Source organism: Streptomyces sp. UG1, from assembly GCF_049974585.1.
Lineage (GTDB): Bacteria > Actinomycetota > Actinomycetes > Streptomycetales > Streptomycetaceae > Streptomyces.
This window is the reverse complement of record NZ_JBNGGG010000060.1, coordinates 15612-41464: the sequence shown is the minus strand read 5'-3', so window position 1 is coordinate 41464 and position 25853 is coordinate 15612. Positions and strand designations below refer to the sequence as shown.

At 72.3% G+C, this 25853-nt stretch carries 25 protein-coding genes; 4 read left to right on the top strand and 21 right to left on the bottom strand.

Going from position 1 to position 25853, the window contains the following annotated elements; all coding sequences use genetic code 11:
• Positions 1 to 61: 61 nt before the first annotated feature.
• Together ACP4J3_RS45415 and ACP4J3_RS45410 are read right to left on the bottom strand one after the other, a co-directional pair.
• On the bottom strand, positions 62 to 259 hold the full coding sequence (locus ACP4J3_RS45415; protein ID WP_426543189.1) for a hypothetical protein: 198 nt from the start codon (positions 257 to 259) through the stop codon (positions 62 to 64).
• Between the two features lie 289 nt (positions 260 to 548).
• The gene (locus ACP4J3_RS45410) at positions 549 to 791 is read right to left on the bottom strand and encodes a hypothetical protein (RefSeq protein ID WP_426543187.1); all 243 of its coding nucleotides are present in this window, start codon (positions 789 to 791) and stop codon (positions 549 to 551) included.
• Positions 792 to 987: 196 nt separating this feature from the next.
• Between ACP4J3_RS45410 and ACP4J3_RS45405 the strand changes: the two genes are divergently transcribed.
• Positions 988 to 2412: a protein kinase domain-containing protein gene (locus ACP4J3_RS45405; RefSeq protein ID WP_426543205.1), complete on the top strand. Its 1425-nt coding sequence runs from the start codon at positions 988 to 990 to the stop codon at positions 2410 to 2412.
• Positions 2413 to 2477: 65 nt separating this feature from the next.
• Here the strand turns inward: ACP4J3_RS45405 and ACP4J3_RS45400 are convergent, their stop codons facing one another.
• The 10 genes from ACP4J3_RS45400 to ACP4J3_RS45355 all read right to left on the bottom strand — a co-directional run bounded on the left by ACP4J3_RS45400 (position 2478) and on the right by ACP4J3_RS45355 (position 15630).
• The gene (locus ACP4J3_RS45400; RefSeq protein WP_426543185.1) at positions 2478 to 2870 is read right to left on the bottom strand and encodes an NUDIX domain-containing protein; all 393 of its coding nucleotides are present in this window, start codon (positions 2868 to 2870) and stop codon (positions 2478 to 2480) included.
• A gap of 10 nt (positions 2871 to 2880) precedes the next feature.
• Positions 2881 to 3699: a TrmH family RNA methyltransferase gene (locus tag ACP4J3_RS45395; RefSeq protein ID WP_426543183.1), complete on the bottom strand. Its 819-nt coding sequence runs from the start codon at positions 3697 to 3699 to the stop codon at positions 2881 to 2883.
• A 64-nt stretch (positions 3700 to 3763) separates the two neighbouring features.
• Entirely contained in the window at positions 3764 to 4996 is a 1233-nt protein-coding gene (cobA, locus tag ACP4J3_RS45390) for a uroporphyrinogen-III C-methyltransferase (RefSeq protein ID WP_426543181.1), read from the bottom strand.
• Between the two features lie 229 nt (positions 4997 to 5225).
• Positions 5226 to 9494, bottom strand: a complete 4269-nt coding sequence (cobT, locus tag ACP4J3_RS45385) for a nicotinate-nucleotide--dimethylbenzimidazole phosphoribosyltransferase (RefSeq protein ID WP_426543179.1) — start codon at positions 9492 to 9494, stop codon at positions 5226 to 5228.
• Positions 9495 to 9861: 367 nt separating this feature from the next.
• The gene (gene cbiE / locus ACP4J3_RS45380; protein WP_426543177.1) at positions 9862 to 11073 is read right to left on the bottom strand and encodes a precorrin-6y C5,15-methyltransferase (decarboxylating) subunit CbiE; all 1212 of its coding nucleotides are present in this window, start codon (positions 11071 to 11073) and stop codon (positions 9862 to 9864) included.
• Positions 11074 to 11188: 115 nt separating this feature from the next.
• Positions 11189 to 11827, bottom strand: coding sequence for a GNAT family N-acetyltransferase (locus ACP4J3_RS45375; protein WP_426543175.1), 639 nt, complete (start codon positions 11825 to 11827; stop codon positions 11189 to 11191).
• A gap of 159 nt (positions 11828 to 11986) precedes the next feature.
• On the bottom strand, positions 11987 to 12823 hold the full coding sequence (locus ACP4J3_RS45370) for a MetQ/NlpA family ABC transporter substrate-binding protein (RefSeq protein WP_426543173.1): 837 nt from the start codon (positions 12821 to 12823) through the stop codon (positions 11987 to 11989).
• Between the two features lie 64 nt (positions 12824 to 12887).
• Complete coding sequence (locus ACP4J3_RS45365; protein WP_426543203.1) at positions 12888 to 13598, bottom strand: methionine ABC transporter permease; 711 nt, start codon at positions 13596 to 13598, stop codon at positions 12888 to 12890.
• A gap of 20 nt (positions 13599 to 13618) precedes the next feature.
• Positions 13619 to 14653 (bottom strand): methionine ABC transporter ATP-binding protein, encoded by a 1035-nt coding sequence (locus tag ACP4J3_RS45360; RefSeq protein ID WP_426543171.1) that lies wholly within the window; start codon positions 14651 to 14653, stop codon positions 13619 to 13621.
• Positions 14654 to 14982: 329 nt separating this feature from the next.
• Entirely contained in the window at positions 14983 to 15630 is a 648-nt protein-coding gene (locus ACP4J3_RS45355; protein ID WP_426543169.1) for an HAD family hydrolase, read from the bottom strand.
• A gap of 69 nt (positions 15631 to 15699) precedes the next feature.
• On the opposite strand from ACP4J3_RS45355, the gene ACP4J3_RS45350 reads away from it, so the two are divergent.
• Positions 15700 to 16059, top strand: a complete 360-nt coding sequence (locus ACP4J3_RS45350; RefSeq protein ID WP_426543167.1) for a hypothetical protein — start codon at positions 15700 to 15702, stop codon at positions 16057 to 16059.
• Positions 16040 to 16477 (top strand): hypothetical protein, encoded by a 438-nt coding sequence (locus ACP4J3_RS45345; protein ID WP_426543165.1) that lies wholly within the window; start codon positions 16040 to 16042, stop codon positions 16475 to 16477. The genes ACP4J3_RS45350 and ACP4J3_RS45345 overlap by 20 nt, the downstream gene beginning before the upstream one ends.
• Here the strand turns inward: ACP4J3_RS45345 and ACP4J3_RS45340 are convergent.
• The 3 genes from ACP4J3_RS45340 to ACP4J3_RS45330 form a co-directional block, all read right to left on the bottom strand.
• Entirely contained in the window at positions 16467 to 16964 is a 498-nt protein-coding gene (locus ACP4J3_RS45340) for a GNAT family N-acetyltransferase (protein WP_426543163.1), read from the bottom strand. The genes ACP4J3_RS45345 and ACP4J3_RS45340 overlap by 11 nt on opposite strands.
• Before the next feature lie 45 nt (positions 16965 to 17009).
• Complete coding sequence (locus ACP4J3_RS45335; RefSeq protein WP_426543161.1) at positions 17010 to 17519, bottom strand: sigma-70 family RNA polymerase sigma factor; 510 nt, start codon at positions 17517 to 17519, stop codon at positions 17010 to 17012.
• Positions 17520 to 17593: 74 nt separating this feature from the next.
• On the bottom strand, positions 17594 to 18757 hold the full coding sequence (locus tag ACP4J3_RS45330; RefSeq protein ID WP_426543159.1) for a glycerophosphodiester phosphodiesterase: 1164 nt from the start codon (positions 18755 to 18757) through the stop codon (positions 17594 to 17596).
• A 321-nt stretch (positions 18758 to 19078) separates the two neighbouring features.
• Between ACP4J3_RS45330 and ACP4J3_RS45325 the strand changes: the two genes are divergently transcribed.
• Entirely contained in the window at positions 19079 to 19753 is a 675-nt protein-coding gene (locus tag ACP4J3_RS45325) for a lysophospholipid acyltransferase family protein (protein WP_426543157.1), read from the top strand.
• Between the two features lie 7 nt (positions 19754 to 19760).
• On the opposite strand, the gene ACP4J3_RS45320 is transcribed toward ACP4J3_RS45325, so the two are convergent.
• The 6 genes from ACP4J3_RS45320 to ACP4J3_RS45295 form a co-directional block, all read right to left on the bottom strand.
• Positions 19761 to 21008, bottom strand: a complete 1248-nt coding sequence (locus ACP4J3_RS45320) for a sensor histidine kinase (protein ID WP_426543155.1) — start codon at positions 21006 to 21008, stop codon at positions 19761 to 19763.
• On the bottom strand, positions 21005 to 21673 hold the full coding sequence (locus tag ACP4J3_RS45315) for a response regulator transcription factor (protein WP_426543153.1): 669 nt from the start codon (positions 21671 to 21673) through the stop codon (positions 21005 to 21007). Before ACP4J3_RS45315 ends, ACP4J3_RS45320 begins: the two co-directional genes overlap by 4 nt.
• Before the next feature lie 13 nt (positions 21674 to 21686).
• Positions 21687 to 22610, bottom strand: a complete 924-nt coding sequence (locus ACP4J3_RS45310) for a S1C family serine protease (RefSeq protein WP_426543151.1) — start codon at positions 22608 to 22610, stop codon at positions 21687 to 21689.
• A 285-nt stretch (positions 22611 to 22895) separates the two neighbouring features.
• Positions 22896 to 23846 (bottom strand): VWA domain-containing protein, encoded by a 951-nt coding sequence (locus ACP4J3_RS45305; RefSeq protein ID WP_426543149.1) that lies wholly within the window; start codon positions 23844 to 23846, stop codon positions 22896 to 22898.
• Positions 23847 to 23874: 28 nt separating this feature from the next.
• On the bottom strand, positions 23875 to 24783 hold the full coding sequence (locus tag ACP4J3_RS45300) for a DUF58 domain-containing protein (protein WP_426543147.1): 909 nt from the start codon (positions 24781 to 24783) through the stop codon (positions 23875 to 23877).
• On the bottom strand, positions 24780 to 25748 hold the full coding sequence (locus ACP4J3_RS45295; RefSeq protein ID WP_426543145.1) for an AAA family ATPase: 969 nt from the start codon (positions 25746 to 25748) through the stop codon (positions 24780 to 24782). The genes ACP4J3_RS45300 and ACP4J3_RS45295 overlap by 4 nt, the downstream gene beginning before the upstream one ends.
• Positions 25749 to 25853 lie beyond the last annotated feature (105 nt).

The following is a 25853-nucleotide window of genomic DNA, read 5'->3' as shown; positions in this document are numbered from 1 at the left end:
CACGGGGTTTCATGGGTGGATGTCCCCGCCCGGACCGCTCTTCCGGGCCTGGGGTCGCCGCTCAGCGCCCCAGCATCACACCCACGGACGACGCTTGTGTGGCCACTGTCTCCCAGCCGTCGAAGACGAGGAGGAGAAGGGCCGCCAGGGGAAGGGCCATGAGCGTCGCCACCAGGGGGTGACGGCGACCCTGACGGCGGGGGCGCAGCACCGTGCGCTCCTGCGTGCGGATCAGTGTCCGCGATGCCGTCTGGGCCATGGTCCTCTCCTGACCTTTGTCAGTTGTCGTTGGCAGCGGCGGGTGTCTGACCTCGGGGGACGAGTGCTGCACCCGCCGCTTGACCTCAAATCTAGGCGCGCGGCCCCTCCGGCACGTCATGCCCTCGTACCGATTACCGGGCCTCCCGGAGGATGAGCCATCACCTGCGGAGTACTCCCCTGGGTGGAGACGAGGTCCCAGGTCTCGGGGTCTTCCCCGAGGGGGCGTCCGGTGTGCCCCGCTTTCTGCGGGCTCTCCCCGTGTTCCATCCCGTGCTCTGCTCCGTGCTCTACTCCGTGTTTTTCTCCGAGCCGTCCTCCCTCGGCACGGGCTGCTCGACCAGCGCCAGGACCCGGTTCGCCATGAAGCGGGCCGTACGGACCACCGAACCGCTCCGGGTGACTTCGCTCACTTCCACGACACCTCGACGCACCGCCGTCTCCACCCGGCGGCCCGCCCTGCTCGCCACCACCTCATACGTGCGCGTCGTGTCACCCGCGTCCACGACTATCTCCACGCGATCACCCTTCACGGGCCCAATCCCCCTTCTGTGACGGTTGGTTGGGGGCCGGGAAACGCCGAAGTCGCCCTGCTCACCCATCCTCTGACCACCCTTCAAGTCTCCCACCCACCACTGACAATCCATCGGCCCGAGAGGGCGCGGCCTCTGCGCACGGCGGCCCACGGAAACGTAAGCTGTGGCTCGTCACACGGACCGGGCAGCGGGGATGAACATGGCGATGATGCGCCTGAGGCGCGAGGACCCGCGCGTCGTCGGCTCGTTCAGGCTTCACAGACGGCTGGGCGCGGGCGGAATGGGCGTCGTCTACCTGGGCTCCGACAAGAAGGGGCAGCGGGTCGCGCTCAAGGTGATCCGGCCCGACCTGGCGGAGGATCAGGAGTTCCGCTCGCGCTTCGCACGTGAGGTCTCGGCGGCTCGGCGGATTCGCGGCGGGTGCACGGCACGGCTCGTGGCCGCCGACCTGGAGGCGGAGCGGCCGTGGTTCGCCACTCAGTACGTCCCCGGTCCCTCCCTGCACGACAAAGTCGTCGACGAGGGCGCGCTCGGCGCCGCGGAGGTCGCCGCCGTCGGGGCCGCGCTGTCCGAGGGGCTCGTCGCGGTGCATGAGGCGGGTGTCGTCCACCGCGATCTCAAGCCCTCCAACATCCTGCTGTCCCCCAAGGGCCCGCGGATCATCGACTTCGGGATCGCCTGGGCGACGGGGGCCTCCACCCTCACCCACGTCGGCACGGCGGTCGGCTCCCCCGGCTTCCTGGCGCCCGAGCAGGTGCGCGGCGCCGCGGTCACCCCGGCCACGGACGTGTTCTCCCTCGGCGCCACGCTGGCGTACGCGTCGATGGGTGACTCGCCCTTCGGGCACGGCAGTTCAGAGGTGATGCTGTACCGCGTCGTGCACGAGGAGCCCCAGCTCCACGGCGTACCGGACGCCCTGGCCCCGCTCGTGCGGGCCTGTCTGGCCAAGGACCCGGAGGACCGGCCCAGCACGCTCCAGCTGTCGCTGCGTCTGAAGGAGATCGCGGCCCGGGAGGCGCAGGGATTCGCGGACGTACGGCCGCCCGCGCCGCGTTCCGGAGAGGCGGACCGGCCCACCGGGCGGCTCGCCGACACCTACGCCGAACAGCAGCGCGCCCAGCGACGTGCCCAGGGCGCTCCCCCGCCGCGCAGCACCGGTATGCCGCGCGGCGGCAACGGCACCCCGCGCGTCCCCGGTCCCGCCCGTGACGCGGCCCCGTCGAGGGGCGGCGGCGTTCCGCACAGCGGTACGGCGTCCTCCCGGTCCGGGACCCGGCCGCCCGCGCCCTCCTCCCGCAGCATCCCCCGCCCGGTCAACGGCGGACGGCCCGCGGCGCGGGGCGGCAAGGGACGTCCGGCGCCCCGCAACACGGGGACGGGACGACGGCCCGCCAACCCCCAGTTGCTCAGGCAGCGGCTGTTCGTGTTCGTCGTGGTGACCCTGCTCGTGGCGCTCGGCATCGCGGCGGCGCAGGGCTGCCAGGGCCCGGACCGCGGGCTCGGCGACGACAAGGGTGTCGTACCACCGAGCCAGGGTCAGGTGGATCCGGGCTACGAGCCGCTGGACGGGGACATGGTGTCCGAGCGGTACGGGTCGACGTACGAGGGCCACGGCTAGCCGACGGCTCTCGGGCGGGGCGGCCAGGCCTCACGGAGTCCGGACGGCTCTCGGGCGGCCGGGGCTCACAGGTGCGGCAGGATCCGTTCGAAGAACTCCCGGTCGCCCTCGAACACCGGGTCGAGGGACAGGAACTCCCGCGGTGTGACCCAGCGGGCCTCGCCGACCTCGTCCGGGTCGGGGATCACGTCGCCGGTGTCGGCGCGTGCCGTCCACCAGTGGAGGCGGAAGCGGCCGTCGTCCGTCTCCGACTCCCAGACCTTGGCCAGGGGGACGACGGTCAGGCCGACCTCCTCTCGGACCTCCCGGACGACCGCTTCCCGCTCGGTCTCCCCCGGCTCGATCCTGCCGCTCACGGGTTGCCAGTAGCCAGGGCGAGCGACGCCCGGACCGCGCCGGATGGCGAGGAGGCGGCCGGCGCGCAGCAGGACCGCGACGACGGCCTGACCCTGGCTCACCCGCGGGCTCCTAGATCTGCGGGCGGCCCGTGGCCACCGCGTAGAAGGCGACCGCGGCCGCCGCGCCGACGTTGAGGGAGTCGACGCCGTGGGCCATGGGGATGCGGACCCATTCGTCGGCGGCGACGAGGGCCTGGGTGGACAGGCCGTCGCCCTCGGCGCCGAGCATCAGCGCGACCCGGTCCATCCGGTGCGGGGCGGCCTCGTCGAGGGTCTTGGCCTTCTCGTCCGGGGTGAGGGCGAGGAGGGTGAAGCCGGCCTCGCGGACCGACTCCAGGCCCTTGGGCCAGGTGTCCAGGCGGGCGTACGGCACGGAGAAGACGGCGCCCATGGAGACCTTGACGCTACGGCGGTACAGCGGGTCCGCGCAGTCCGGCGAGAGCAGGACCGCGTCCATGCCGAGGGCCGCCGCGGAGCGGAAGATGGCGCCGATGTTGGTGTGGTCGTTGACCGACTCCATGACCACCACGCGCCGGGCGCTGTGCAGCAGCTCGCTCGCCGTCGGCAGCGGCTTGCGCTGCATCGACGCGAGCGCGCCGCGGTGCACGTGATAGCCGGTGACCTGCTCGGCGAGGTCCGGGCTGACCGCGTAGACCGGGGCCGGGAGCTCGTCGATGACGTCGCGCATGACGTCGACCCACTTGGCCGAGAGCAGCATCGACCGCATCTCGTAGCCGGCTTCCTTCGCACGTCTGATGACCTTCTCGCCCTCGGCGATGAACAGGCCCTCGGCCGGTTCGCGCTTGCGGCGCAGTTCGACGTCGGTCAGGCCCGTGTAGTCGCGCAGGCGGGGGTCGGCGGGGTCATCGACGGTGATGAGATCGGCCACAGGGTGATACTGCCTTGTCCTGGGTGTGGTGCCAACGGTTCGGGACGAGTTGTGTTACCCGCGGTTACTCGGAGGCGCTCGGTCCCACGTTCACGACCTCGCCGATGACGATGACCGCCGGCGGCTTCACCTCGTGGTCGACTACCGCCGCACCGGCCGTCGCCAGGGTCGCGTCGACCCGGCGCTGGGCGGCCGTGGTGCCCTCCTGGACCAGGGCGACGGGCGTGTCCGGGGACTTGCCGTGGGCGATGAGCGTCTCGGCGACCTTCCCGATGGTGCCGACGCCCATGAGGATCACCAGCGTGCCGGTGAGCTTGGCGAGGGACGGCCAGTCGACCAGGGAGCGCTCGTCGTCGGGCGCGATATGGCCGCTGACCACCGTGAACTCATGGGCGACGCCCCGGTGGGTGACCGGGATGCCGGCGGCGCCCGGGACCGAGATCGAGCTGGAGATGCCGGGCACGACGGTGCACGGGACGCCGGCCTCGGCCAGCGCCTGGACCTCCTCCATGCCACGGCCGTAGACGAAGGGGTCGCCGCCCTTGAGGCGTACGACGGACCTGCCCTGCTTGGCGTGCTCGATCAGGGCGTTGTTGATGGCCTCCTGGGCCATGAACCTGCCGTACGGCAGCTTCGCGGCGTCGATCACCTCGACGCTCGGCGGCAGCTCCGCGAGCAGGTCGCGCGGGCCCAGGTGGTCGGTGATGACCACGTCGGCCTCGGCGAGCAGGCGGCGGCCGCGCACGGTGATCAGGTCCGGGTCGCCGGGGCCGCCGCCGACCAGGGCGACGCCGGGGGTGCGGGTGCGGTGGTGCGGGGCGACGAGGGTGCCGTCGCGCAGGCCCTCGACGACCGCGTCGCGGATGGCGGCGGTGTGGCGGGGGTCGCGGCCGCGGGCGTCCGTGGTGAGGACGGCCACGGTGACGCCCTCGCTGTGGCCGGTGGCCGGGGTCCAGGCGGTCGCGGCGTCGGCGTCGTCGGAGCGGACGCACCAGACGCGGTGGCGCTCCGCTTCGGCGGAGGCGCGGGTGTTCGCCTCCTTGTCGCCGGTGGCGATCAGGGCGTACCAGGCGTTCGCGAGGTCGCCGTCCTCGTATCGGCGCTTGTGCCAGGTGAGTTCGCCCGCGTCCGCCATCGCCTCGACCGAGGGGGTCGCCTCGGGGGATACGAGGACGATGTCGGCGCCCGCTGCGATGAGGGCCGGGAGGCGGCGCTGGGCGACCTGGCCGCCGCCGAGGACGACGACCCGGCGGCCGGTGAGGCGGAGGCCTACGGGGTAGGCGGGGTGTTCGGCCATGAGGGTGCGGCTCCTCTTGAGGCGGCGGTGCGATAGCCCTGACGTGGGCATTTTAAGTGGCGCGGGGTTTGGCCGGGTCAGGTGTCCGGTGGCTGGGCATCGTCGCCGTGTGCACGGCTGTGGGTGGTTGTGCCCACCCGTTCCGCCCCAGCGGAACGACTGCCCACAACCACCGGCCGGCTACAGAGGAGACCGGAGCTGCAGTCCCCCCATTGCTCCTTGGCTCCCGCTACTTCTCGGTTACCCCCGCTGAATCGAACGTCGCCACCTCGTGCATCGCCCTCGCCGTGCTCTGCACCAGCGGCAGGGCCAGGAGCGCGCCCGTGCCCTCGCCGAGGCGGAGGTCGAGGTCGACCAGGGGGCGCAGGCCGAGCTTGTTCAGGGCCGCCACGTGGCCGGGTTCGGCGCTGCGGTGGCCCGCGATGCAGGCGGCCAGGACCTCGGGAGCGATGGCGCGGGCGACCAGGGCCGCGGCGCCGGCGCTGACGCCGTCCAGGATCACCGGCGTACGCAGCGACGCGCCGCCCAGCAGGAGGCCGACCAGCGCGGCGTGTTCGAAGCCGCCGATCGCCGCGAGGACGCCGATGGGGTCGGCCGGGTCGGGCTGGTGGAGTTCGATGGCGCGGCGGACGATCTCGGTCTTGCGGGCGAGGGTCTCGTCGTTGATGCCGGTGCCACGGCCGGTGACCTCGGCCGGGTCCGCGCCCGTGAAGACGGAGATGAGCGCGGCCGACGCGGTCGTGTTGGCGATGCCCATCTCGCCGGTCAGCAGGGCCTTGTTGCCGGCCGCCACCAGGTCGCGGGCGGTCTCGATGCCGACCTCGATGGCCTGCTTGGCCTCCTCGCGGGTCATCGCGGGACCGGTCGTCATGTCGGAGGTGCCCGCGCGGACCTTGCGGGGCAGGAGCCCTGGGGTGGCGGGGAGGTCGGCCGCCACGCCCACGTCCACGACGCAGACCTCGGCGCCCACCTGGCCCGCGAAGGCGTTGCAGACCGCGCCGCCGCCGAGGAAGTTGGCGACCATCTGGGCCGTCACCTCCTGGGGCCAGGGGGTGACGCCCTGGGCGTGCACCCCGTGGTCGCCGGCGAAGATCGCGACGGCCGCGGGCTCCGGGATCGGCGGCGGGCACTGCCGGGACAGGCCGGACAACTGGGCGGAGATGATCTCCAGCATGCCGAGCGCGCCGGCCGGCTTGGTCATCCGCTTCTGCCGCTCCCAGGCCTCGCCGAGCGCCTTGGCGTCCAGCGGCCGGATCTGAGCGACGGTCTCGGCGAGCAGGTCGTGCGGCTCCTCGCCGGGCAGGGCGCGACGGCCGTACGTCTCCTCGTGCACGACCCACGACAGCGGCCGGCGCTTGGACCAGCCGGCCTGCATCAGCTCGGGCTCGTCCGGGAACTCGTCGACGTAGCCCACGCACAGGTAGGCGATGACCTCGAGGTGCTCGGGCAGCCCCAGCGCGCGGACCATCTCACGCTCGTCGAAGAAGCTGACCCAGCCGACGCCGAGGCCCTCGGCGCGGGCGGCGAGCCAGAGGTTCTCGACGGCGAGCGCGGCGGAGTACGGCGCCATCTGCGGCTGGGTGTGCCGGCCGAGGGTGTGGCGGCCGCCGCGGGTCGGGTCGGCGGTGACGACGATGTTCACCGGGGTGTCGAGAATGGCCTCGATCTTCAGTTCCTTGAACTGCTTCGCCCGGCCCTTGGGGAGGGACTTGGCGTACGCCTCGCGCTGGCGCATGGCCAGCTCGTGCATGGTGCGCCGGGTGTCCGCGGAGCGGATGACGACGAAGTCCCAGGGCTGCGAGTGGCCCACGGAGGGCGCGGTGTGGGCGGCCTCCAGGACCCGGAGCAGCACCTCGTGCGGGATGGGGTCGCTGCGGAAACCGTTGCGGATGTCACGGCGCTCGCGCATGACCTTGAGCACGGCGTCGCGCTCGGCGTCGTCGTAGCCGGGCGCCGCCGGGCCGGTGGACTGGCGCGCTTCCTCGGCCACGGCCGTGCTCTCTTCCGCCTGGTCTTCCTGTTCGGCGGCCCGGGTGTCCAGGTCGTCCGCCTGCTGTGCGACTTCGGGGTCGCCCTCGCGGGGCGCGGGGACCGTGGGGACGGGGCCCGGGCCCTCCTCGACGGGCAGCGCGGTCGGCTGGGCCGGGGTCGGGGCGAGGTGCGGGGTGGTCGGCACCGAGCCCTCGACCTGCACGAACCGGCCGAGCGACGGCTCGGGCGCGGCTTCCTGGGAGACACCGCCCGGAAGGACGACCGTGACCTCACCCTCACCGGCCTGCGCGGGCTCGACGGGCGGCTGGGCCGGGTCCTCGGCGACCTGCCCGGGCTGCGGCTGCGGCTGGGTCCAGAGCTGAGGGCCGGCGGGTTCGGCGACGAAGGGCTCGGGGGCGTCTGCCGGTACGGCCTCCGTGGGGGCGGCCGCCGCCGGGGCCGGGTGCGGGTCGGCGGCATCGGGGGCGGCGGCCGCGGCTGCGGCGAGTGGCTGGGCCTCGGCCGGTTCGGCGGCGTCCGGGGCCTGTGTCGCGGGGGCCGCCACGGGGGCTTCCGCGTCGCCGTCCGTCGAAGCGCTCACCTGCGCCGACTGCGGTGCCTGCGCGAGGTTCGGGTCCGGGACGGCCTCGGCGGCCTGCGCCTGCTGCGGGTCCTGTGCGGGCTGCTCGACGGAGGCGGCGGGCTCGGCGGCCTGCTGCTGGGCGTGCTGCTGGGTGGCCGGGTCGGCGTCCGTGGGCTGTGGGGGCTCTTGGGGAGCTACGGCCGCGGGGGCGGCGTCGACGGGAGTGGGGGCGCCGGCGGCGGGAGCCGTGGCGCCGGCGGCGAGCTGCGGGGCCGGTACGGCCTGCTCGGACTCGGGGGGCTGCGGGGCCTGGGGGGCGTCCGGAATGGGGGCCGCCTCCGGGGCCGTCTTCGGGGGCACTTGGGCGTGAACCGGGGTGGGGTCCGCGTGGGGTTGAGCGGCCTCGGGGGTCTGGGCGGCCTCGGGGGTCGGGGCCACTCCGGGTGTAGGGGCCGCCTGCGGGTCGGCGGGCTCCGGCGCCTGTGCCTGTGCCTGTGCCTGTGCGACAGCTTCGGGCGCGGCGGCTACGGGGACCTGGACGGCGCCCGGAGCGGGCGTGCCCGGCGCCTGCGCGACAGCCTCGGGGCCGGCGGCTACGGGGACCTGGACGCCGTCCGGAGCGGGCGTGCCCGGCGCCTGCGCGGCCTCCGGGGCAGGTGTCTCGGGTAGCGACTCGCCCTCGGGGGCGGCGCCGTCGACGATCTGAACGGCCTCGGGGGCAGCACCCTCGGGGACCTGGCCCGCGTCAGCGGTGGGCGCCTCGGCGGCCGGCACCTCGGCGACCTGAGCCTCCTCGGCAGCGGGCGCCTCGACGACCTGCGCGGGCTGAGCAACAGGCACCTCAGCGCCGGGCGCTACCGCCCCGGCAACCTCGACACCGGCGGGAACCTGTCCGCCCTCGGCGCCCTGTCCGCCCTGTCCGCCCTGTCCGCCCTCCGGAGCCTCACCGACAACCGCAGCCGACGCGGCATCCTGGCCACCGTCACCACCGGGAACCGGCCCGGCATCACCGGGAACCGCGCCGACACCACCGGGAACCGGCCCAGCACTTGCCCCGCCTTCGCTCACCGGCACCTCCCCGGCAGCCTGCTCGGCCCCGGGAGCGGCCACAGCACCGGCACCAGCACCGGCCACAGCACCCACACCGTCAGCGGCACCGGCCCCGGCCACAGCACCAACACCGTCACCGACACCGGCCCCGGCCACAGCCCCCGCACCTCCATCGCCTCCCGGAACGGCGTCCGGCGCAGGCACGCCCCCGCCGACGCCCCCCGCGTCAACAGCCGACGGCTCCTGTCCGCCGTACGCACCCTCCTGCGGTGCAGGCACCGCGCTCGCCTCGGTTGCGGGCCGGGATGCGGCCGCCTGGGCCGCGACCATGGGGTGCTCCGCCGGAACAACCGTTTCCGCAGCCTGCGCCCCGGAGCCGACCGGCACGGGGGCGGACGGCCAGGGCGTCGTCGGCTGCGGGGCCGTCGCGTCGAGGTATTCGGGGCCGGCCGGGGCCGCGGCGGGCTGGCGGGCCGGTGCGCCGACGGCGCCGCGGTCGGCGAGGGAGCGGACCGGGCTGGCGGAGGCATCGGGGATGGGCGGGCCCAGGTGAAGGGGTCGCCTGGGGGTGATCGGCGGGATCGGCGTCGTGGGGGCCGTGGGCGCCGAGGGGCCCGGGAGGCGCACGTCGTTGAGGTCGACCGAGCCGCTGTCGCGGCCGGAGATCTCGTGCGGGCCCGGCTCGTGCACGGCCTCGACGAGCGGCTCCGGCGCGGGCGGCGGGACCTCGTTGCCCCAGGCTCCCTGGGTACCGGGCATCAGCAGGTCTTCGTCCTCGGCGGTGGTCTCGGAGAGGTAGGGGTACGCACCGTGCGCCGCGGGGACGCCCGGCTGCTCCGCCGTGCCTGCGCTCTCCGGCAGTCCCTCGCCCGGGACCTGGCCGGTGTCGGTCATGCGTACCCCTCGCCCATCGGTTAGTGCTTGTACGACCAGCTCACCGGGACGGCGCACCGACCGCCCCCGCAGTGAAGAACGAGCGTGCCTGCCCAGCGGCACGAACGACTCGCCCCAAAAAGGCGACAAAGCCATTGAGTGGCATTGTCGTGGCCGTTCGGCCGTCGCGACAGGTTGATCCGCGACGGGCCGCTGTGGACTGCGCCACGTTGCGCGTCCTCCGGTTCCGCCGTACCACACCCACCCCAAACGGGGCGTGTTTTTCCGGACATTGACCGACGAAGTGCCGGGCGACCGCGTGCGGTACAACGATCGGCCAGCCTACCGCGCGCGGTACGACAACAGGATCACGGGGACGGCTTCACCGTCACGCACCGCGGTCGGGCAGTACCGCGCTGAGCAGGAACGCGACACTGCGCTCGCGCTCCGTCCAGGCCCGCGTGTCGAGTTCGACGGACTGCAGCAGGGCGCACTCGACGTCGTATCCGTGCGACGTGAGGTCGCGGCCGATGAGTTCGGCGGCGTCGCGGGTCGCGGCGTGCGTGACGATGCGCTGCGGGCGCCGGTCGGCGACGGCGGAGACGACGGCCGCTCCCCCGCCGCCGACGCGTACCACGTCCGGTTCGGGGAGGTTCTCCAGGATGTGCGGGGCGGTGCCGTGGACGATCTGGAGCTGGACGCCGAAGGCGCGCGCGTTGGCCTCGGTGCGGGCGCAGGCCTGCGGGTCGCGGTCGACGGCGAGGACGGCGGCGCCGGCCCGGGCGGCCTCGGTGGCGAAGGCGCCGCTGGCGCAGCCGATGTCCCACACCAGGTCGCCGACGCGCGGGCCGAGCCGGGCGAGTTGGGCGGCGCGCAGCGGTTCCAGTTCGCTCTCGCCCATGAGGCCGCCGTAGGCCTCGGCGGGCAGCGTCCAGCCGCGCGGGCCGCCGCTCGGGTCGCGTCCGGCGAGCCAGCCGCCGGAGCCCGTCGCGCCGGCGGAGCCGCCGATGACGATGACGACGTTCGGGTCGCGCCAGGAGTGGTCGGCGGCCTTGTCGGAGGTGACGACGGTGACCTGCTCGCGTTCGGTGCCCAGTTCCTCGCAGATCACGAAGGTGCGGTGGACGCCCTCCAGGAGCAGGCCGAGTTCGGCGGGCCCGGCGCCGGGTGAGGTGAGGACGGCGACCTTGGTGTGGGCGCGGCACACATTCACCGCGCGTCGCAGCGTGCGGCGGTGTGCGACGACCACCTGTGCGTCGTCCCAGGGCATACCGGCCCGGGCGAAGGCGGCGGCGACCGAGGAGACCGCGGGGACGACCTCGACCTCCAGGCCGAACTCGGGTGCGCGCAAGGTCCGTACGACGCCGAAGAAGCCGGGGTCGCCGTCGGCGAGCACGACCGCGCTGCCCCGGTGGGCGGCGATCCGGCGGGCGGCGAGGGCGACGCTGCCGAGCCTGATGCGCTCGGCGGCGGGCGGTACCTCGGCCAGCGCCAAGTGGTGGGCGGCACCGGCCACGAGCGTGGCGGCGCCGAGGGCGGAGCGCGCCGCGGCGGTCAGCGGCGAGCCGTCCCAGCCGATCACCGTGACGCGGTCGGCCATCGTCGTCAGTCTCCAGAGTCTGCGCAGGTCGTCATGGGGCGGCCCGAGGGCCAGGCTCCGTGAGGGTACCCGGTCGCCGTTACGGCACCGTTGGTGCCCGAGGGTTCGTTTCCCGTCAGTTCCACTCGCCGAACGAGGTGAAGCCGCCGGTGTCGGCGAGTTGCTCCCCGGCGCCGTCGAGGTCCTCCGGGAGGAGGCTCCAGACGATGAAGTCGGTGCGCAGGTCGGTCCAGGTGCCGTCCTCGGTGCGGACGTGCGCTATGCACGCGTTACGCAGGACGCCCTCGCTGATACAGCCGATCTTCTGGGCGACCTGCTGGGAGGCGGTGTTGTCGGCGGCCGTGCGCAGCTCGATGCGCTCGAACTTCTGGTCGGTGAACAGCCATTGGGCGGTGGCCAGCGCGGCCTCGGAGGCGTAGCCCTCGCCGCGGGCCCAGGGGGCGACGATGTACGACAGCTCCGTCGAGCGCACATGCCAGTTCGTCCTGGCGAGCTGGACGACGCCGACCAGGCGCTGGGTGAGGAATTCGGTGACGGCGAGGTCGAGCCCCCGGCCCGCCTGCCGCTCGGTGGGGGCGTACTCGGTGATCCAGGTGCGGGCGCCGTCCTCGGTGAAGGGCTGGGGGACGTCGGTCCAGGCGCCGACCTGCTCGTCGTTCATCATCTCGGCCAGCGCGGGCACGTCGTCCTCGTCGAGGGGGCGCAGCACCAACCGCTCCGTGCTGATGGAGATGTTGGGGAAGGTGCTAGTCATGCGCCGCTCCGTAACCTTCGGAAACCTTCAGGGCCTGCTGAACTGCCCAGCATGCAGCATGAAAGCACTGAACCGCACCACGGGGTCCACACCAAGTGAGCGAGTGGACCCCGTGCGTGGCGATACGCGGTATACGCACCGTCAGACGAAGGTGACGTGTCAGAACGCCGCGACGACGGCGCCGTCGTACTTGTCCTCGATGAACTTCTTCACCTCGGGCGAGGTCAGCAGCTCGGCGAGCTTCTTGACGCGCGGGTCGCTCTCGTTGCCCTTCTTCACGGCGAGGAAGTTGCCGTAGGGGTTTCCCTCGGGCGACTCGGCGGCGATGGCGTTCTCGGCCGGGCTGAGGTCGGCCTCCAGGGCGTAGTTGCCGTTGATGACGGCGGCGTCGACGTCCCCGAGCGAGCGCGGGAGCTGGGCCGCCTCGAGCTCCTTGAACTGGAGGTTCTTGGGGTTGGCGGCGATGTCCTTGGGGGTCGCCGCGTAGCCGGCGCCCGCCTTGAGCTCGATCACTCCGTTGGCTTCCAGCAGCTTCAGCGCGCGGGCCTCGTTGGTGGTGTCGTTCGGCAGGGCGACCGTGGCGCCCTTGGCCAGGTCCGCGAGCTTCTTGACGCCCTGGGAGTACACGCCGAGCGGCTCCAGGTGCACGGTGGCGTTCGGCACGGCGACGATGTCGGTGCCGTTCTTCTTGTTGAAGTCGTCCAGGTACGGCTGGTGCTGGAAGTAGTTGGCGTCGACCTCACCCTGCTGGACGGCCGTGTTCGGCGTCACGTAGTCGGTGAACTCCTTGACCTCGAGGTCGAGGCCGGCCTTCTTCGCAAGCTTGTCCTTGATGTAGGTGAGGATTTCGCCCTGCGGGGTGGGCGTGGCGGCGACGGTCAGCGGGGCGCTCGCGTCGGAGGAGCCGGAGTCCTGGTCCGCGCCGCACGCGGTGAGCCCGAGGGTGAGGGCTCCGACGGCGAGGGCGGCAGTGGTGATCTTGGCGGTGTTACGCACGAAAAGTGCCTTTCCTTATGGGTGGTGCGACCCCGACATGGGTGTTCGGGGAGTTCAGGGGGACCTAGGCGGTCTTGCTCGTCGCCGCTGACGCCTTCAGCAGTCGCAGCTTCGGTGCCGGGCCCGAGCGTCCGCCGCGGCGGTGCAGGGAGCGGGCCGCGTAGTCGCCGGCGAACTGGATCAGGGAGATGACGACGGCGAGGATCGCGACCGTGAGCCACATCAGCTCGGTCTCGAAGCGCTGGTAGCCGTAGCGGATGGCGATGTCGCCGAGGCCGCCCGCGCCGACCGTGCCGGCCATCGCCGAGTAGCCGATGAGGGCGACGATCGTGGTCGTGGTGCCGGCGATGAGGGACGGCAGGGACTCGGGTACGAGGACCTTGCGTACGACGGTCCAGGTGTTGCCGCCCATCGACTGCACGGCCTCGACGAGCCCGCCGTCCACTTCGCGGACCGCCGTCTCGACGAGGCGTGCGAAGAACGGGATCGCGCCGATGGCGAGCGGCACGATGGCGGCCTCGCGGCCGATGGTCGTGCCGGTGACCCAGCGCGTGAAGCTCATCAGCGCGACCATCAGGATGATGAACGGCATCGACCGGGCGACGTTCACGACCTGCCCGATGACCTTGTTGGCGAGGACGTTCTGGAGCAGGCCGCCCTTGTCGGTGAGGACGAGGAGGATGCCGAGCGGGAGCCCGCCGACGACGGCGATGAGGGTGGACCAGCCGACCATGTAGAGGGTGTCCCAACACGCCTGCTCCAGCAGGGGCCACATCTCGGACCAATCGGTCCAGGTCACTTGACACCCTCCTTGAGCAGAACGGGCTCCTGGCCCAGTACGTCGATCTGCAGACCCTGTTCGCGCAGGAAGCCGATCGGCACGACGTTGTCCTCGTAGCGGCCGGGCAGTTCGATGCGCATCCGGCCGACCTGGAGGCCGCCGACGGTGTCGATGGCGGCACCGAGGATCGATATGTCGATGTTGTAGGTGCGCGAGAGCTGGGAGATGACCGGCTGGGTGGCGGCCTCGCCGTGGAAGGTGACGTCGACGACGGTGCGGTCGTCGCCGGAGGTCTCGCCGCTCACCGGGAAGAGCGCGGCGGCCAGTTCGGAGCCGGGGGTCGCGAGCAGCTCGCTGACCGTGCCGGACTCGACGATGCGGCCGGCCTCCATGAGCGCGGCCGAGTCGCAGATCGACTTCACCACGTCCATCTCGTGGGTGATGAGCAGGACGGTGAGGCCGAGTTGCCGGTTGAGATCGCGCAGCAGTTGCAGGATGGAGCGGGTGGTCTCCGGGTCGAGGGCGCTGGTGGCCTCGTCGGAGAGCAGCACCTTGGGGTCGCCGGCCAGGGCGCGCGCGATGCCGACGCGCTGCTTCTGGCCGCCGGAGAGCTGGGCGGGGTAGGCCTTGGCCTTGTCGGCGAGTCCGACCAGGTCGAGCAGTTCGAGCGCCTTGCGGGAGCGCTCCTTGCCGGACTTGCCGAGGATCTCCAGCGGGAGTTCGACGTTGTCCTGGACGGTGCGGGAGGACAGCAGGTTGAAGTGCTGGAAGACCATGCCGATACGGCTGCGCGCCCGGCGCAGCTCCTTGCCGGCCCGGGGTCCGCCGCCGGCCAGGGCGGTGAGGTCCTGTCCGGCGACGGTGACCGTCCCGGAGGTGGGGCGCTCCAGCAGGTTGACGCAGCGGATGAGCGAGGACTTGCCGGCGCCGGACTGGCCGATGACGCCGTACACCTCGCCTTCGCGGACGTGCAGATCGACGCCGTCGAGGGCGGTGACCTCTCGGCCGCGCGAGCGGTAGACCTTGGTCAGGCCCGTTGTGGTGATCACTGGGTTTCCATCACTGTCGAGTACGCGGGCGTGGGTGTGCCCTGGTACGGGAGGGAAAGGTGTGCGCGGGGCAGCGTGGTCACATACGCGATACGGCGTACGGACATGCCACGGCGGCTCGCTTCGGGGCGCGAGGCTCAAAAGTGGTGCAGGGGCCCTCTAGAAGGCGCACATTCGACACATACAACGAGCACCGGGCGTCATGGTCGCCTCGGTCGCAGGGATGCGGTAGCTCGTCGTGGTCATGCGATCAGTAAACCAGACGTACGGTCCTTACCCGCCGCCGCTGTCCGCATACTGGACGGCGGTGGACAGGCGGCGGACGGCCCTCAGCCGCGCACGGAGATCTCCACGCTCCCGTCGATGACCAGCGTGGACAAGGCCGACAGGTTCTTGACGACGAGGTCGGCGTCCAGTTCGTGGGCCTGGTGGGTTGTGGTCAACGCCACGGTCGTCATTCCGGCGGCGCGGCCGGCCGCGAGACCGGCGGGGGCGTCCTCGAAGACGACGCAGTGGGCCGGGTCGACGCCGAGTTCGCGGGCGGCGAGGAGGTAGGGCTCGGGGTCGGGTTTGCCGCGGGTGATGTCGTCGGCGGTGACCATCGTCTTGGGGAGGATGCCGACGGCGTCGAGCCGGGCCTCGGCGAGGCGGCGGGTGGCGGAGGTGACGACGGCCCAGCGATCGCCGGGCAGCGAGTCGAGGAACGCCTTGGTGCCGGGCAGCAGATGGACACCGTCGTTGGGTACGTCCTCGACCTCCAGCGTCTCGATGCGCGCGAGGGCCTGCGGGACCACGTGCGCGGGCAGCAGCTCGGCGACTATCTCGACGGCCGGGCGTCCGTGCAGCTCGACCCCGGCGAACTCTTCCGTGATGCCGTACTCCTCGGCCCAGCGCGCCCAGCAGCGGTCCACGGAGTCGAGGGAGGAGACGAGTGTGCCGTCGTTGTCGAACAGGAGAGCTTGTGCACGGAGCTTCATGCCCTCGACCCTACGGTGCTCGTCGGGGGTGGCCGCACCAGCCCTTTTGGCCCGTAATAGGCTCGCCGCATGCTTGCTGCCCTGACGCTCGTGACCGGCGTCGCCGCGCTGCTGCTCGCCGCCTGGTGCGGCTGGGCCGCATACCGTGACCAGCCCACGAAGGACTGGCACTTCATCGGGATGGCCGTGGTGACGGTGCTGGCCCTGGTGCAGCTCGTGGCCGGGATCGTGCTGCTGGCGCGGGGCGAGAAGCCGGAGCAGGGCACGACGATCTTCGTGGCGTATCTGCTGGGCGCCTTCGCGTGCGTCCCGGCCGCGGGCTTCATGTCGCTGGCCGAGCGGTCCAAGTGGGGTTCGGTGACGGTCGCCGCCGGCGGTGTCGTGCTGGCCGTCCTCGAGGTGCGGCTCTATGACATCTGGGGAGGCTGACGTGGCGGCGACTCAGCAGAAGCCGACGCGGCTGATCAGCGGGCCCGGAATGCTGCTGGTGTGGCTGTACGGCGTGATGGTGGTCGGGGCGGTGTCGCGCTCGGCGTACCAGATCGCGACGGAGTTCGACCGGGCGCCGCTCGCGTACGCGCTGTCGGCGGTCGCGGGTCTGGTCTACGGGTTCATCACGTACACCCTGGTCAGGGGCGGCGAAAAGGCCCGCAGGGCGGCGCTGGTGTGCTGCGCCGCCGAGCTCGCGGGTGTTCTGGTCGTCGGCACCTGGACCCTGGTGGAGCCCTCGGCGTTCCCCGACGCGACCGTGTGGTCCGACTACGGCATGGGGTATCTGTTCATCCCGGTACTGCTGCCCCTGTCGGCCCTGTACTGGCTCCGCAAGGCACGGACCGTCACGCGGTAGTGGCGTACGTCCCCGCCAACTTCTCCAGGACGATCATCGGTACCCCGTCCGCGCCCTTCGACGTGCCCACCGCCTCGTAGCCCACCTTGCGGTAGAGGCGCAGGTTGCCCTCGCTGCGGTGGCCGGCCTCCAGGCGGAACCTGGTGGCACCGCGCTGTTCGGTGAGGGCCGACTCGGCGGCGCGCAGGAGGCGGGCCCCGATGCCATGGCCCTGGAGGCGGGGGTGGACGCAGAGCTTGCCGATGGCGGCCGAACCGTCGTCGGTGACGCTGCCGCGCACGGAGCCGACCACCTCCTCGCCCAGCCTGGCCACGAAGACACAGTCGGCGGCCACCTCCGCACGGACCGAGTCCAGGGTCTGGACCAGCGGGTCGATGCGGTAGTTGCCGTACAGCGCCGCTTCGCTCTGGAAGCACAGGTACTGAAGCCTGAAGATCTGCTCCGCGTCCTGCTCGGTCGCCGCCGAGATGGTCACGCTCATGCCCATGTGCGCACGCCTCCCGCTCACCTGATCGCCTGTTGTCCCTCACTCCTATCCCCGCGCACTGCGTGCCGCAACCTCCGGTGTGAGCAATCGGTGCAGACATCCCAGGCATCTGGAACGTTCCGGGCCGAGACTGCCCTGTGAGATACCCAACTCCCCCGCGATTTCCCGGTATGTCAGGTCCTCCGGGGAGAGCAGGGCCTCCATGAGACGCGGGCAGCGCCCGGGCAGGCGGCGCACCGCTTCGCGCAGGGCGCGCCGGCGGGCGGCGGCGAGGGCGAGGTGTTCCGGGTCGTGGCGGTCGGCTTCGGCGGCGGGCTCGGTGTCGTACGGCCGTTCGCGGCGCGTTCTTCGGCGGCAGCGGCGGGCCTCCGCGCGGACGGCGCCGCGCAGCCAGCGCTGGGGGTCCGCGGGTGGGCCGTCCGACTGGAGGCGTTCCAGGAGGCGCAGCCAGACCGCCTGTTCCAGGTCACCGGGCTCGGCTCCGGAGCCGGGGGCCTCGGCGCAGGCCTCCGCGACGAGCAGCGGGCGCAGGGCGGCAACCAGGTCGTGCGTCATATGCGGCACGACGCGGCCGCCCGGGCGCGAGGTTGCCCGGGCGGCCGACGCTCACCCCAATCGGGGCGCGGGGCTCAGCCGTTGACGAAGTCCTCGCGGGCCAGCAGGCCCGTGTCGGGCTGGTCGGTGAAGACGCCGTCGATGCCGGTCGCGAAGTACGCCTTGTAGGCGCCGAAGACGTCGCCGTAGGCGTCCTCGTCGGTGCCCTTGCGGAAGTTCGCGGGGAGGAACGGGTTCTCGTTGCGCAGCGTCCAGGGGTGCAGGACCAGGCCGACCTTGTGCGCGTCGGCCACCAGCGTGGTGGGCGTGGTGAGGTTGCCGTCCGCGTCCTTCGGGATGATCAGGTCCAGGGTGCAGCCGATGCCCTGGGCGTAGGAGGCGATCTCGCGCAGGCCGGCCGGCTTGATCAGGTCGGCGACGGTGCGCGGGTCACCCGTCTCGACGAAGTCCCAGGGGCGGGAGGCCGGGCCGGAGAGCAGGACGACCAGCGGGTTGTCGACGAGCTTGTTCAGGCGCTGGACGCTGGTCGGCTCGAAGGACTGGATGATGACCGGCGAGTTGCGCCGGTCCTTGCGGTGCTTGTGCAGCACCTTGGCGATCCGCTCCTCCAGGGCGAGGCCCTGCTTGCGGAAGTAGGTGGGGTGCTTGAGCTCGGGGTAGATCCAGACCTGCTTGCCGCGCCGCCGGGTCTGCTCGTCCTGCCACTTCAGGACCTCCTCGAAGGTGGGAACCTCCCAGCGGCCGTTGTAGAGCGTGTTGTGCGGACGGTTGGCCGGGATGCGCTCGACGGCGCGCAGGGTCTTCAGCTCGGCGAGCGTGAAGTCCTCGGTGAACCAGCCGGTGGTGGAGACGCCGTCGAGCAGCTTCGTCTTCTTGCGGTCGGCGAACTCGGGGTGGTCCGCGACATCGGTCGTGCCGCCGATCTCCGGCTCGTGCCGGCAGACCAGGTGGCCGTCCTTGGTGGGCACCAGGTCGCCCGCCTCGACGATGTCGGCACCCATGTCGAGTGCCAGCTCGTAGGAGCCGAGGGTGTGCTCGGGACGGTAGCCGCTGGCGCCGCGATGGCCGATGATCGTCGGCTTGGGCAGGCTCTTCATGCCGCCACCTCCGTGCCGGGCCTCCGCGGCCCGCGCCGTGCCGGACAGCCCGAGGACCGCGCCGCCCGCGCCGAGCACGGCCGCGCCGAGAAGCATCCGCCGTCCGGTTCCGGCCGTCTGCTCGTTCTCCTGGGTTCCCATGAACGCCCTTCCTGCCTTCTCCTCATCGATGCGGGCCGATCGTAGGTGCGGGTGCATGACAGAAGGGAGTCCTGGTGCGGAACTCGCGGGTGACACCTGATGTCTTGTGGGAGAGGGCCCGAGCGATGTCCGAGCGATGTCCGTCACATCGTTGCCACCGCGTTACGGGCGGCCCACAGCGCGTCACCGCAGGTAAACGTGCGTCAACAGCGAGTAAGACCTCGGTGAAGTCGGCGCACCCGATGTGCGGGACCCCCGGGACCGCGAGTATCGTCCTCACCTGCACAGACTTATACGAATCCCTTGACACCGGAGGGCCCGTTGTCCCGCTTCGCGCTCATCAAGGCAGTGCTCGGACCGATCATGCGCCTGATGTTCCGCCCGCAGGTGGAGGGCGCGGAGCACATCCCGGGCGACGGCCCGGTCATCCTGGCCGGCAACCACCTCACGTTCATCGACTCGATGATCCTTCCGCTGGTCTGCGACCGTCAGGTCTTCTTCATCGGCAAGGACGAGTACGTCACCGGCAAGGGCTTCAAGGGCCGCCTCATGGCCTGGTTCTTCACCGGCGTCGGCATGATCCCGGTGGACCGGGACGGCGGCCGGGGCGGGGTGGCGGCGCTGATGACCGGCCGCCGGATCCTGGAGGAGGGCAAGGTCTTCGGCATCTACCCCGAGGGCACGCGCTCCCCCGACGGACGGCTCTACCGGGGCCGTACCGGCATCGCCCGCCTGACGCTGATGACCGGGGCGCCCGTCGTGCCGTTCGCCATGATCGGCACGGACAAGATCCAGCCGGGCGGAGCAGGCATGCCGCGGCCGCGCAAGGTGACGGTGCGGTTCGGTGAGGCGATGGAGTTCTCCCGGTACGAGGGGATGGACCGGGACCGTTATGTGCTGCGGGCGGTGACCGACTCGGTGATGGCCGAGGTCATGCGACTGTCGGGGCAGGAGTACGTGGACATGTACGCCAGCAAGGCCAAGGAAGCGGCGTAGCACCGGCTCACCCGGCGGGTCGCCCCTCGGGTGGCCCGCCGTTCGGGTGTTCCGCGCCCGGCGCCGGCAGCCACAGTACGAACGTCGAGCCCTCCCCCACCTTCGAGAACAGCCGCACCTGACCGCCGTGCGACTCCACGATCTGGCGGACGATCGCCAGGCCGAGGCCCGCGTGCCGGTCGCGCCGGCCGCCGCCCGTCTTCGCCCGCCAGAACCGGTCGAAGACGCGGGACTGGTCGTCGTCGAGGATGCCGGGGCCCTCGTCCTGTACGGAGGTCCAGAGCCAGGAGCCGGAGCGGCCCGCGGCGACCGTGATCACCGTGCCGGGCGGGGCGAGGCGTACGGCGTTGGAGAGCAGGTTGCCGACGGCCCGGCGCAGGGCGTCGTGGTCGCCGATGGCGGTGAGGCCGGGCGAGAGGCGGCGGCGCAGGGTGAGCCGCCGGTCGGCGGCGAGCGGGGTGAACTCCTCGCACGCCTCGTCGGCGACGGCCGCCAGATCGACGTCGGCGTCGGTGAAGGCGGGCGCGTTGCGGCGGGCGGTGGCCAGGAGGTCCTCGACGAGCCGGGTCATCCGGGTGGTCGCACGGTCGACGCTGCGTGCCGCCGTACGGCGCTCCTCCTCATCCGAGTCGTCGGCGGTCAGTACGGCGTCGAGGTTGGCGCGGATGATGGCGAGCGGGCTGCGCAGTTCGTGCGAGGCGTCGTCGATGAGCTGGCGCTGGGCGCGGAAGGCCTCGTCGAGCCGGTCGAGCATGGAGTCGACGGTGTCGGCGAGGTCGCGCAGCTCGTCCTTCGGGCCCTGCAGACGGATGCGCTGGGAGAGGTCGGTGGCCTGGATCTCGGCGGCCGTACGGGAGATCTCGCGCACGGGGCGCAGGGCGCGGCCGGAGAGGATCCAGCCCAGGGCGAGGCTGGCCGCGGCGACGCCGCCGAGGACGGCGAAGGAGAAGCGGCGCAGGTTGGCCAGGGTCTCGTAGTTCACGGCGGCCTCGACCTCGGCGACCTTGACCGCGTCGAACTCGCCGACCTCCTGCCCGTTCACGATCTTCGTCACGGAGAACTGCTTGGTGACGGGGTGCGCCTCGCTGCTTCGCTCGACGGCGAGGTAGGTGCCCCCGAGGACCAGGGCGGTGAGGACGAACAGCAGGCCGGAGTACAGGACGGTGAGGCGGAAGCGGATGGTGTGGGTGAAGGCGGGCAGCCCGATCCGCCTCAGCGGCTTCAGCGAGGGCAGCTTGGGCGAGCGCAGCTTCATGGCGTCTCCTTCAGCCGGTAGCCCTGCCGTATCACCGTCTCGATCAGCGGTTCCTCCTCCCCGGTGACCTTGCGGCGCAGGGAGCCCACCGTGACGCGCACGGTGTTGGTGAACGGGTCGGCGTGCTCGTCCCAGACGTGTTCGAGGAGTTCCTCGGCGGGGACGACGCGGCCCGGGCGGGTCATCAGGTAGTGCAGGACGGCGAACTCCTTGGGGGTGAGCGGCAGCCTGCGGGCGCCGCGGTGGGCCTCGAAGCGGGCGGTGTCCAGCCGGAGTTCGCCGACCTCGACGACCGCCGTGCCACCGTCCTCGCGGCGCAGCAGGGCGCGGATGCGGGCGAGGAGTTCGGGCAGGGCGAAGGGTTTGACGAGGTAGTCGTCGGCGCCCTCGTCGAGGCCGCGCACCCGGTCGGCGAGGCGGTCGCGGGCGGTCAGCATGAGGATGCGGGGGCCGCCGGGGGTGGCGCGGATGTCCCGGCAGACCTGGAAGCCGTCGCCGTCGGGGAGGTTCAGGTCGAGCAGGACCAGGTCGTAGTCGTTGACGGCGAGCTTCTCGGTGGCGGTGTCGACGTCCGGGGCGACGTCGACGGCGTAGCCGCCCCTGACCAGCCCGACCTTGAGCGCGACGACCAGGTCCTCCTCGTCCTCGACCACGAGCAGTCGCATGATCGGCCCCCTGTCATCCTCCGTCGATGATGGTCCGGGCGGCGGCCGCCGCGTCGGCCACGGGGATGGCGAAGCCGATGCCGATGGAGCCGGCCCTCTGTTGGTCCAACGTCGCGATGGCCGTGTTGATGCCGATGACCCGTCCGTCGTCGTCGACCAGCGGCCCGCCGGAGTTGCCCGGGTTGATCGAGGCGTCGGTCTGCAGGGCGCGGCGCTGTCCGCCGTCGTCGCCGAGGCGCACGGCGCGGTCGAGGGCGCTGACGATGCCGGAGGTGACGGTGCCGCTGAGGCCGAGCGGGGAGCCGATGGCGAGGACGGTGTCGCCGACGGCGGGACGGGTGCCGGTGGCCAGGTCGGCGGCCCGCAGCCCGCGCGAGGTCTCGGGTTCCAGTACGGCCACGTCGTGCGCGGGGTCGTCGCCGATCACCTCAGCGCTCAGCCGGCGACCGTCCTGCAGTTCCACCGACACCTGTGAACTCCCGGCCACGACATGGGCGTTGGTGAGGATTCTGCCCCGCTCGTCGAAGACGAACCCGGAGCCCTGTCCGTCGCCCGTCCGGACCGAGACCACGCTGGGCAGGACCCTCGCGGCCACGGTCTCCAGATCGCCGGAGGCGCGGGCGGCGGCCGGGGCGGCGGGCTCGTCGTCGCCGAGTGCGCCGGCCGCGTATCCGGCGGCTCCGCCCGCGAGGACGGCGGCAAGGATCGTGGCCAGGAAGGGGCGCGTGGTGCCGCGTGGGCGTGGGGGCGATGGCTTGGGGGTGGCGTACGAGGGGGCCGCGAGTGGCGTGGTCGGCGGTGTGGGTTCGGCCGGCGGCAGCGGCTGTGGTGGCCGGCCCGGCAGGAACGACGGGCCGCGCGGTTTGCCGAGCCCTACGAGAGTGTCGGGCCGCGCGGCCGTGCTGGAGCAGTCGTTGACGTATCGGTCGTCGGTCACTGTCCTTGCTGCTTCCTACTCGTTGCCTACAGGTCCCCGAGTAGGACAGTTCGCTCTCCGCCGTATCCAACAGACACGGCTGGAGCCCAGGCTGGGCAGTCTCAGCCGATCGGCCGTCGCCCCGCAGTCCGCGGCGACAGCTCCGATCCGCCGACTCCCCAGAGAGCCCCGCACGAACGGTGATGCACCAACCGAGGCGGATGCATGTGGTCTCTGGTTCCTCGACGGATCGCCACCGGGAACCTCCCGGCGCCTGGAAGCCTACTCGGTCTGTGCAGTTGTCGGTCATGGAATCCGCGAGAACCACAGCAGCGACATCGCGGCCGCCAGCAGCGCCGTGACGAGACCGCCGGCCACGAACCACTGCCAGATCTCGCGTTCCTCGGTGCGATGGCCGACGGAGCTGCCGATGTCCTCGTACACGGCCTCCAGCTCCGCTCCGGAGGCGGCCTCGTGGTAGTCGCCGCCGGTGCGGTCGGCCAGGTCCTCCAGGGCGGGGCCGTCGACGGGGACCCGCAGGACGTTGCCGCCCGGCAGCTCGACGATCCCGCCCTCGGTGCCGTAGGCGATGGTGGAGACCGGGATGCGGTCGGCGGCGATCTCCTCGGCCGCCGACTCCACCGAGCGGCCGGCGGTGTTGGCGCCGTCGGAGAGCAGGACGACATGGGCGGGCGGCGGATCGGTCTCGGCTTCCCGGTCGAGGCGCCGGATCGCGTCGCGCGAGGCGATGACCGCGTCGCCGATGGCCGTGGCCTGGCCGGGGGTGAGCAGTTCGATGGCCCGGCGCAGCACCTCGCGGTCGGTGGTCGGCGGGACCGCGACCGTGGTGGTGCCGCTGAACGGCACGAGCCCGACGTTGAACCGCTCGGGCAGCCGGTCGACGAAGGTCAGGGCGGCGCGCTGGGCGGCCTCCATGCGGGTGGGTTCGACGTCGGTGGCCTCCATCGAGCCGGAGACGTCGAAGGCGACCATGATGGTGGCCCGCTCGCGCGGCACCTGGACGTCGGCGGTGGGCCGGGCGAAGCCGACCACCAGCAGGGCGAGGGTGGCGCAGAAGACCCCGGCGGGCAGGTGCTTGCGCCAGCCCGGCCGAGCGGGCGCCACCTTGTCCAGCAGGTCGAGGTTGGTGAAGCGGACGGCGTACCGGCCCCGCCTGCGCTGCGTCAGCACATAGGCCGCGATCAGCACCGCGAGGGGTATCAGAAGCAGCAGCCAGCCCGGCGAACTCAGGCCCATGGCCCCTCCTCTCCCGCCTGGGCGGGCATCACGCGGCACCGCCTCCCGCCCGGCGCCGCTGGTCCTCGACGTACCGCACGACGTCCCGCACCCAGTCCCGGTCGGTCCGCAGCCTGAGGTGCGCGGCGCCCGCGCGGCGGATGGACCGCTTGATCAGGGCCCGCTGCTCCAGCGCGGCGGCGGCATAGCGCTCACGCAGCCGCCGGGCGTGGGTGGGGACCTCGCGCCGGCGTCCGGTCTCCGGGTCGACGACCGTGAGCATCCCGACGTCGGGCAGTTCCAGCTCGCGCGGATCGACGGTCTCGACGGCGAGGACCTGGTGGCGCTGGGCCACGGTGCGCAGAGGCCGTTCCCAGCCGGTCTCCAGGAAGTCCGAGACGACCGCGACGAGTCCGGGCGCAGGCAGCTCCCGCAGGGCGCCCAGGGCGTCGGCGAGCGTGTGCTCGGGGACGCCGGGCGCGACGCGCGGCCGGTCGAGGGCTGCGCGCAGGATCGTCAGCAGATGCCGGCGCCCGGTGCGGGGCGGGATGCGCCGGATGCCGTACGGCCCCGTGAGCTGCGCGCCCAGCCGGTTCCCGGCCCGCTCCGTCAGGAACGCGACGGCCGCCGCCGCGCCCACCGCCAGGTCCCGCTTCTCCATCCGGGCGGTGCCGAAGTCCATGCTCGCGGAGGCGTCGAGCACGATCCAGGTGGTCAGTTCGCGGTCGGCGAGGGTGAGGCGGACGTGCGGGACGGTGGTGCGGGCGGTGGCGTTCCAGTCCATACGGCGCACGTCGTCGCCGATGACGTACGGCCGGGTCTCCGAGACCTCGCTGCCGGCGCCGGGCAGCAGGGAGGAGTGGTCGCCCTGCAGGAGGCCGTGCGGGTGCCGGGTGAACAGCAACTCCAGGTGTTTCAGGGCCTGTTCGGGGGTGAGTTCGCTCAGCGTGGGGGTCATGCGACGGCCTCCTCGGCGGCCTGGCGCGGGCTGATCCGGGGCTGTTCCACCGCCGCGAGGACCTCGTCGACTATCTCGCCGGGTGCGATGCCGTCGGCCAGCGCGTCGAAGGAGAGGACCAGACGGTGCGCGATGACCTCGTGCGCCAGGTCGCCCACGTCCTCGGGGAGGACGTAGCCCCGGCCGCGCAGCAGCGCCAGGGCGCGGGCGGCGGCGACCAGGCCGAGCGTGGCGCGCGGCCCGGCACCGTGCGCCAACCGGCTTTCCGGCCCGGCGAGTTCTCGGGTCGCGATGACGAGCCGTACGGCGTACTCGGCGACGGCGTGGTGCACGAACACCTCGTCGGCGGTGCGCTGGAGGGCGACCAGCCGCTCGGGGGTGAGGATCCGGCGCGGGCTGGGCGGGTCGACGCTCATCCGGTAGAGGATGGCCAGCTCCTCCAGCTCGGTGGGGGCGGGGACCTCCACCTTGAGCAGGAAGCGGTCGCGCTGGGCCTCGGGCAGGCGGTAGACGCCCTCGGACTCGATCGGGTTCTGGGTGGCCAGGACGAGGAACGGCTCGGGGACGGGCAGGGTGGTACCGCCGATGGAGACCTGGTGCTCGCCCATCACCTCCAGCAGTGCGGACTGCACCTTGGCGGGGGCGCGGTTGATCTCGTCGGCGAGGACGACGTTGGCGATCACCGGGCCCGGCTCGATGTCGAACGCCTCCTGGGAGGGGCGGTAGATACGGGTGCCGGTGATGTCGGAGGGGACCAGGTCGGGGGTGAACTGGAGGCGGGCGAACCGGCCGCCGACGACATGGGCGAGGGTCTTCGCGGCGAGCGTCTTGGCCACGCCCGGTACGCCCTCCAGGAGGCAGTGGCCTCTGGCCAGGATCGCGGTGAACATGCGTTCCACCATGCGGTCCTGGCCGACTATGACTCGCTTGACTTCGAAGAGGGCTTCTTCGAGTTGTTTGGTCATGGGCCCAAGGGCATCAGGTGAGGGCGAAAAGGGGCTTAAAGCCCAAGGTGGGGGGTGGTTTCGGTGCTACGGCGGCTGCGGGTTGTGTGTGGTTGCTCGCGCCCA

Bases quoted from the DNA above. Each gene is read 5' to 3' on its own strand.
- ACP4J3_RS45415 (WP_426543189.1), bottom strand. From the start codon at position 259: ATGGCCCAGACGGCATCGCGGACACTGATCCGCACGCAGGAGCGCACG.
- ACP4J3_RS45405 (WP_426543205.1), top strand. From the start codon at position 988: ATGAACATGGCGATGATGCGCCTGAGGCGCGAGGACCCGCGCGTCGTC.
- cobA (WP_426543181.1), bottom strand. From the start codon at position 4,996: ATGGCCGAACACCCCGCCTACCCCGTAGGCCTCCGCCTCACCGGCCGC.
- cobT (WP_426543179.1), bottom strand. From the start codon at position 9,494: ATGACCGACACCGGCCAGGTCCCGGGCGAGGGACTGCCGGAGAGCGCA.
- cbiE (WP_426543177.1), bottom strand. From the start codon at position 11,073: ATGGCCGACCGCGTCACGGTGATCGGCTGGGACGGCTCGCCGCTGACC.
- ACP4J3_RS45375 (WP_426543175.1), bottom strand. From the start codon at position 11,827: ATGACTAGCACCTTCCCCAACATCTCCATCAGCACGGAGCGGTTGGTG.
- ACP4J3_RS45365 (WP_426543203.1), bottom strand. From the start codon at position 13,598: ATGTGGCCCCTGCTGGAGCAGGCGTGTTGGGACACCCTCTACATGGTC.
- ACP4J3_RS45355 (WP_426543169.1), bottom strand. From the start codon at position 15,630: ATGAAGCTCCGTGCACAAGCTCTCCTGTTCGACAACGACGGCACACTC.
- ACP4J3_RS45350 (WP_426543167.1), top strand. From the start codon at position 15,700: ATGCTTGCTGCCCTGACGCTCGTGACCGGCGTCGCCGCGCTGCTGCTC.
- ACP4J3_RS45345 (WP_426543165.1), top strand. From the start codon at position 16,040: ATGACATCTGGGGAGGCTGACGTGGCGGCGACTCAGCAGAAGCCGACG.
- ACP4J3_RS45340 (WP_426543163.1), bottom strand. From the start codon at position 16,964: ATGGGCATGAGCGTGACCATCTCGGCGGCGACCGAGCAGGACGCGGAG.
- ACP4J3_RS45335 (WP_426543161.1), bottom strand. From the start codon at position 17,519: ATGACGCACGACCTGGTTGCCGCCCTGCGCCCGCTGCTCGTCGCGGAG.
- ACP4J3_RS45330 (WP_426543159.1), bottom strand. From the start codon at position 18,757: ATGGGAACCCAGGAGAACGAGCAGACGGCCGGAACCGGACGGCGGATG.
- ACP4J3_RS45320 (WP_426543155.1), bottom strand. From the start codon at position 21,008: ATGAAGCTGCGCTCGCCCAAGCTGCCCTCGCTGAAGCCGCTGAGGCGG.
- ACP4J3_RS45315 (WP_426543153.1), bottom strand. From the start codon at position 21,673: ATGCGACTGCTCGTGGTCGAGGACGAGGAGGACCTGGTCGTCGCGCTC.
- ACP4J3_RS45305 (WP_426543149.1), bottom strand. From the start codon at position 23,846: ATGGGCCTGAGTTCGCCGGGCTGGCTGCTGCTTCTGATACCCCTCGCG.
- ACP4J3_RS45300 (WP_426543147.1), bottom strand. From the start codon at position 24,783: ATGACCCCCACGCTGAGCGAACTCACCCCCGAACAGGCCCTGAAACAC.
- ACP4J3_RS45295 (WP_426543145.1), bottom strand. From the start codon at position 25,748: ATGACCAAACAACTCGAAGAAGCCCTCTTCGAAGTCAAGCGAGTCATA.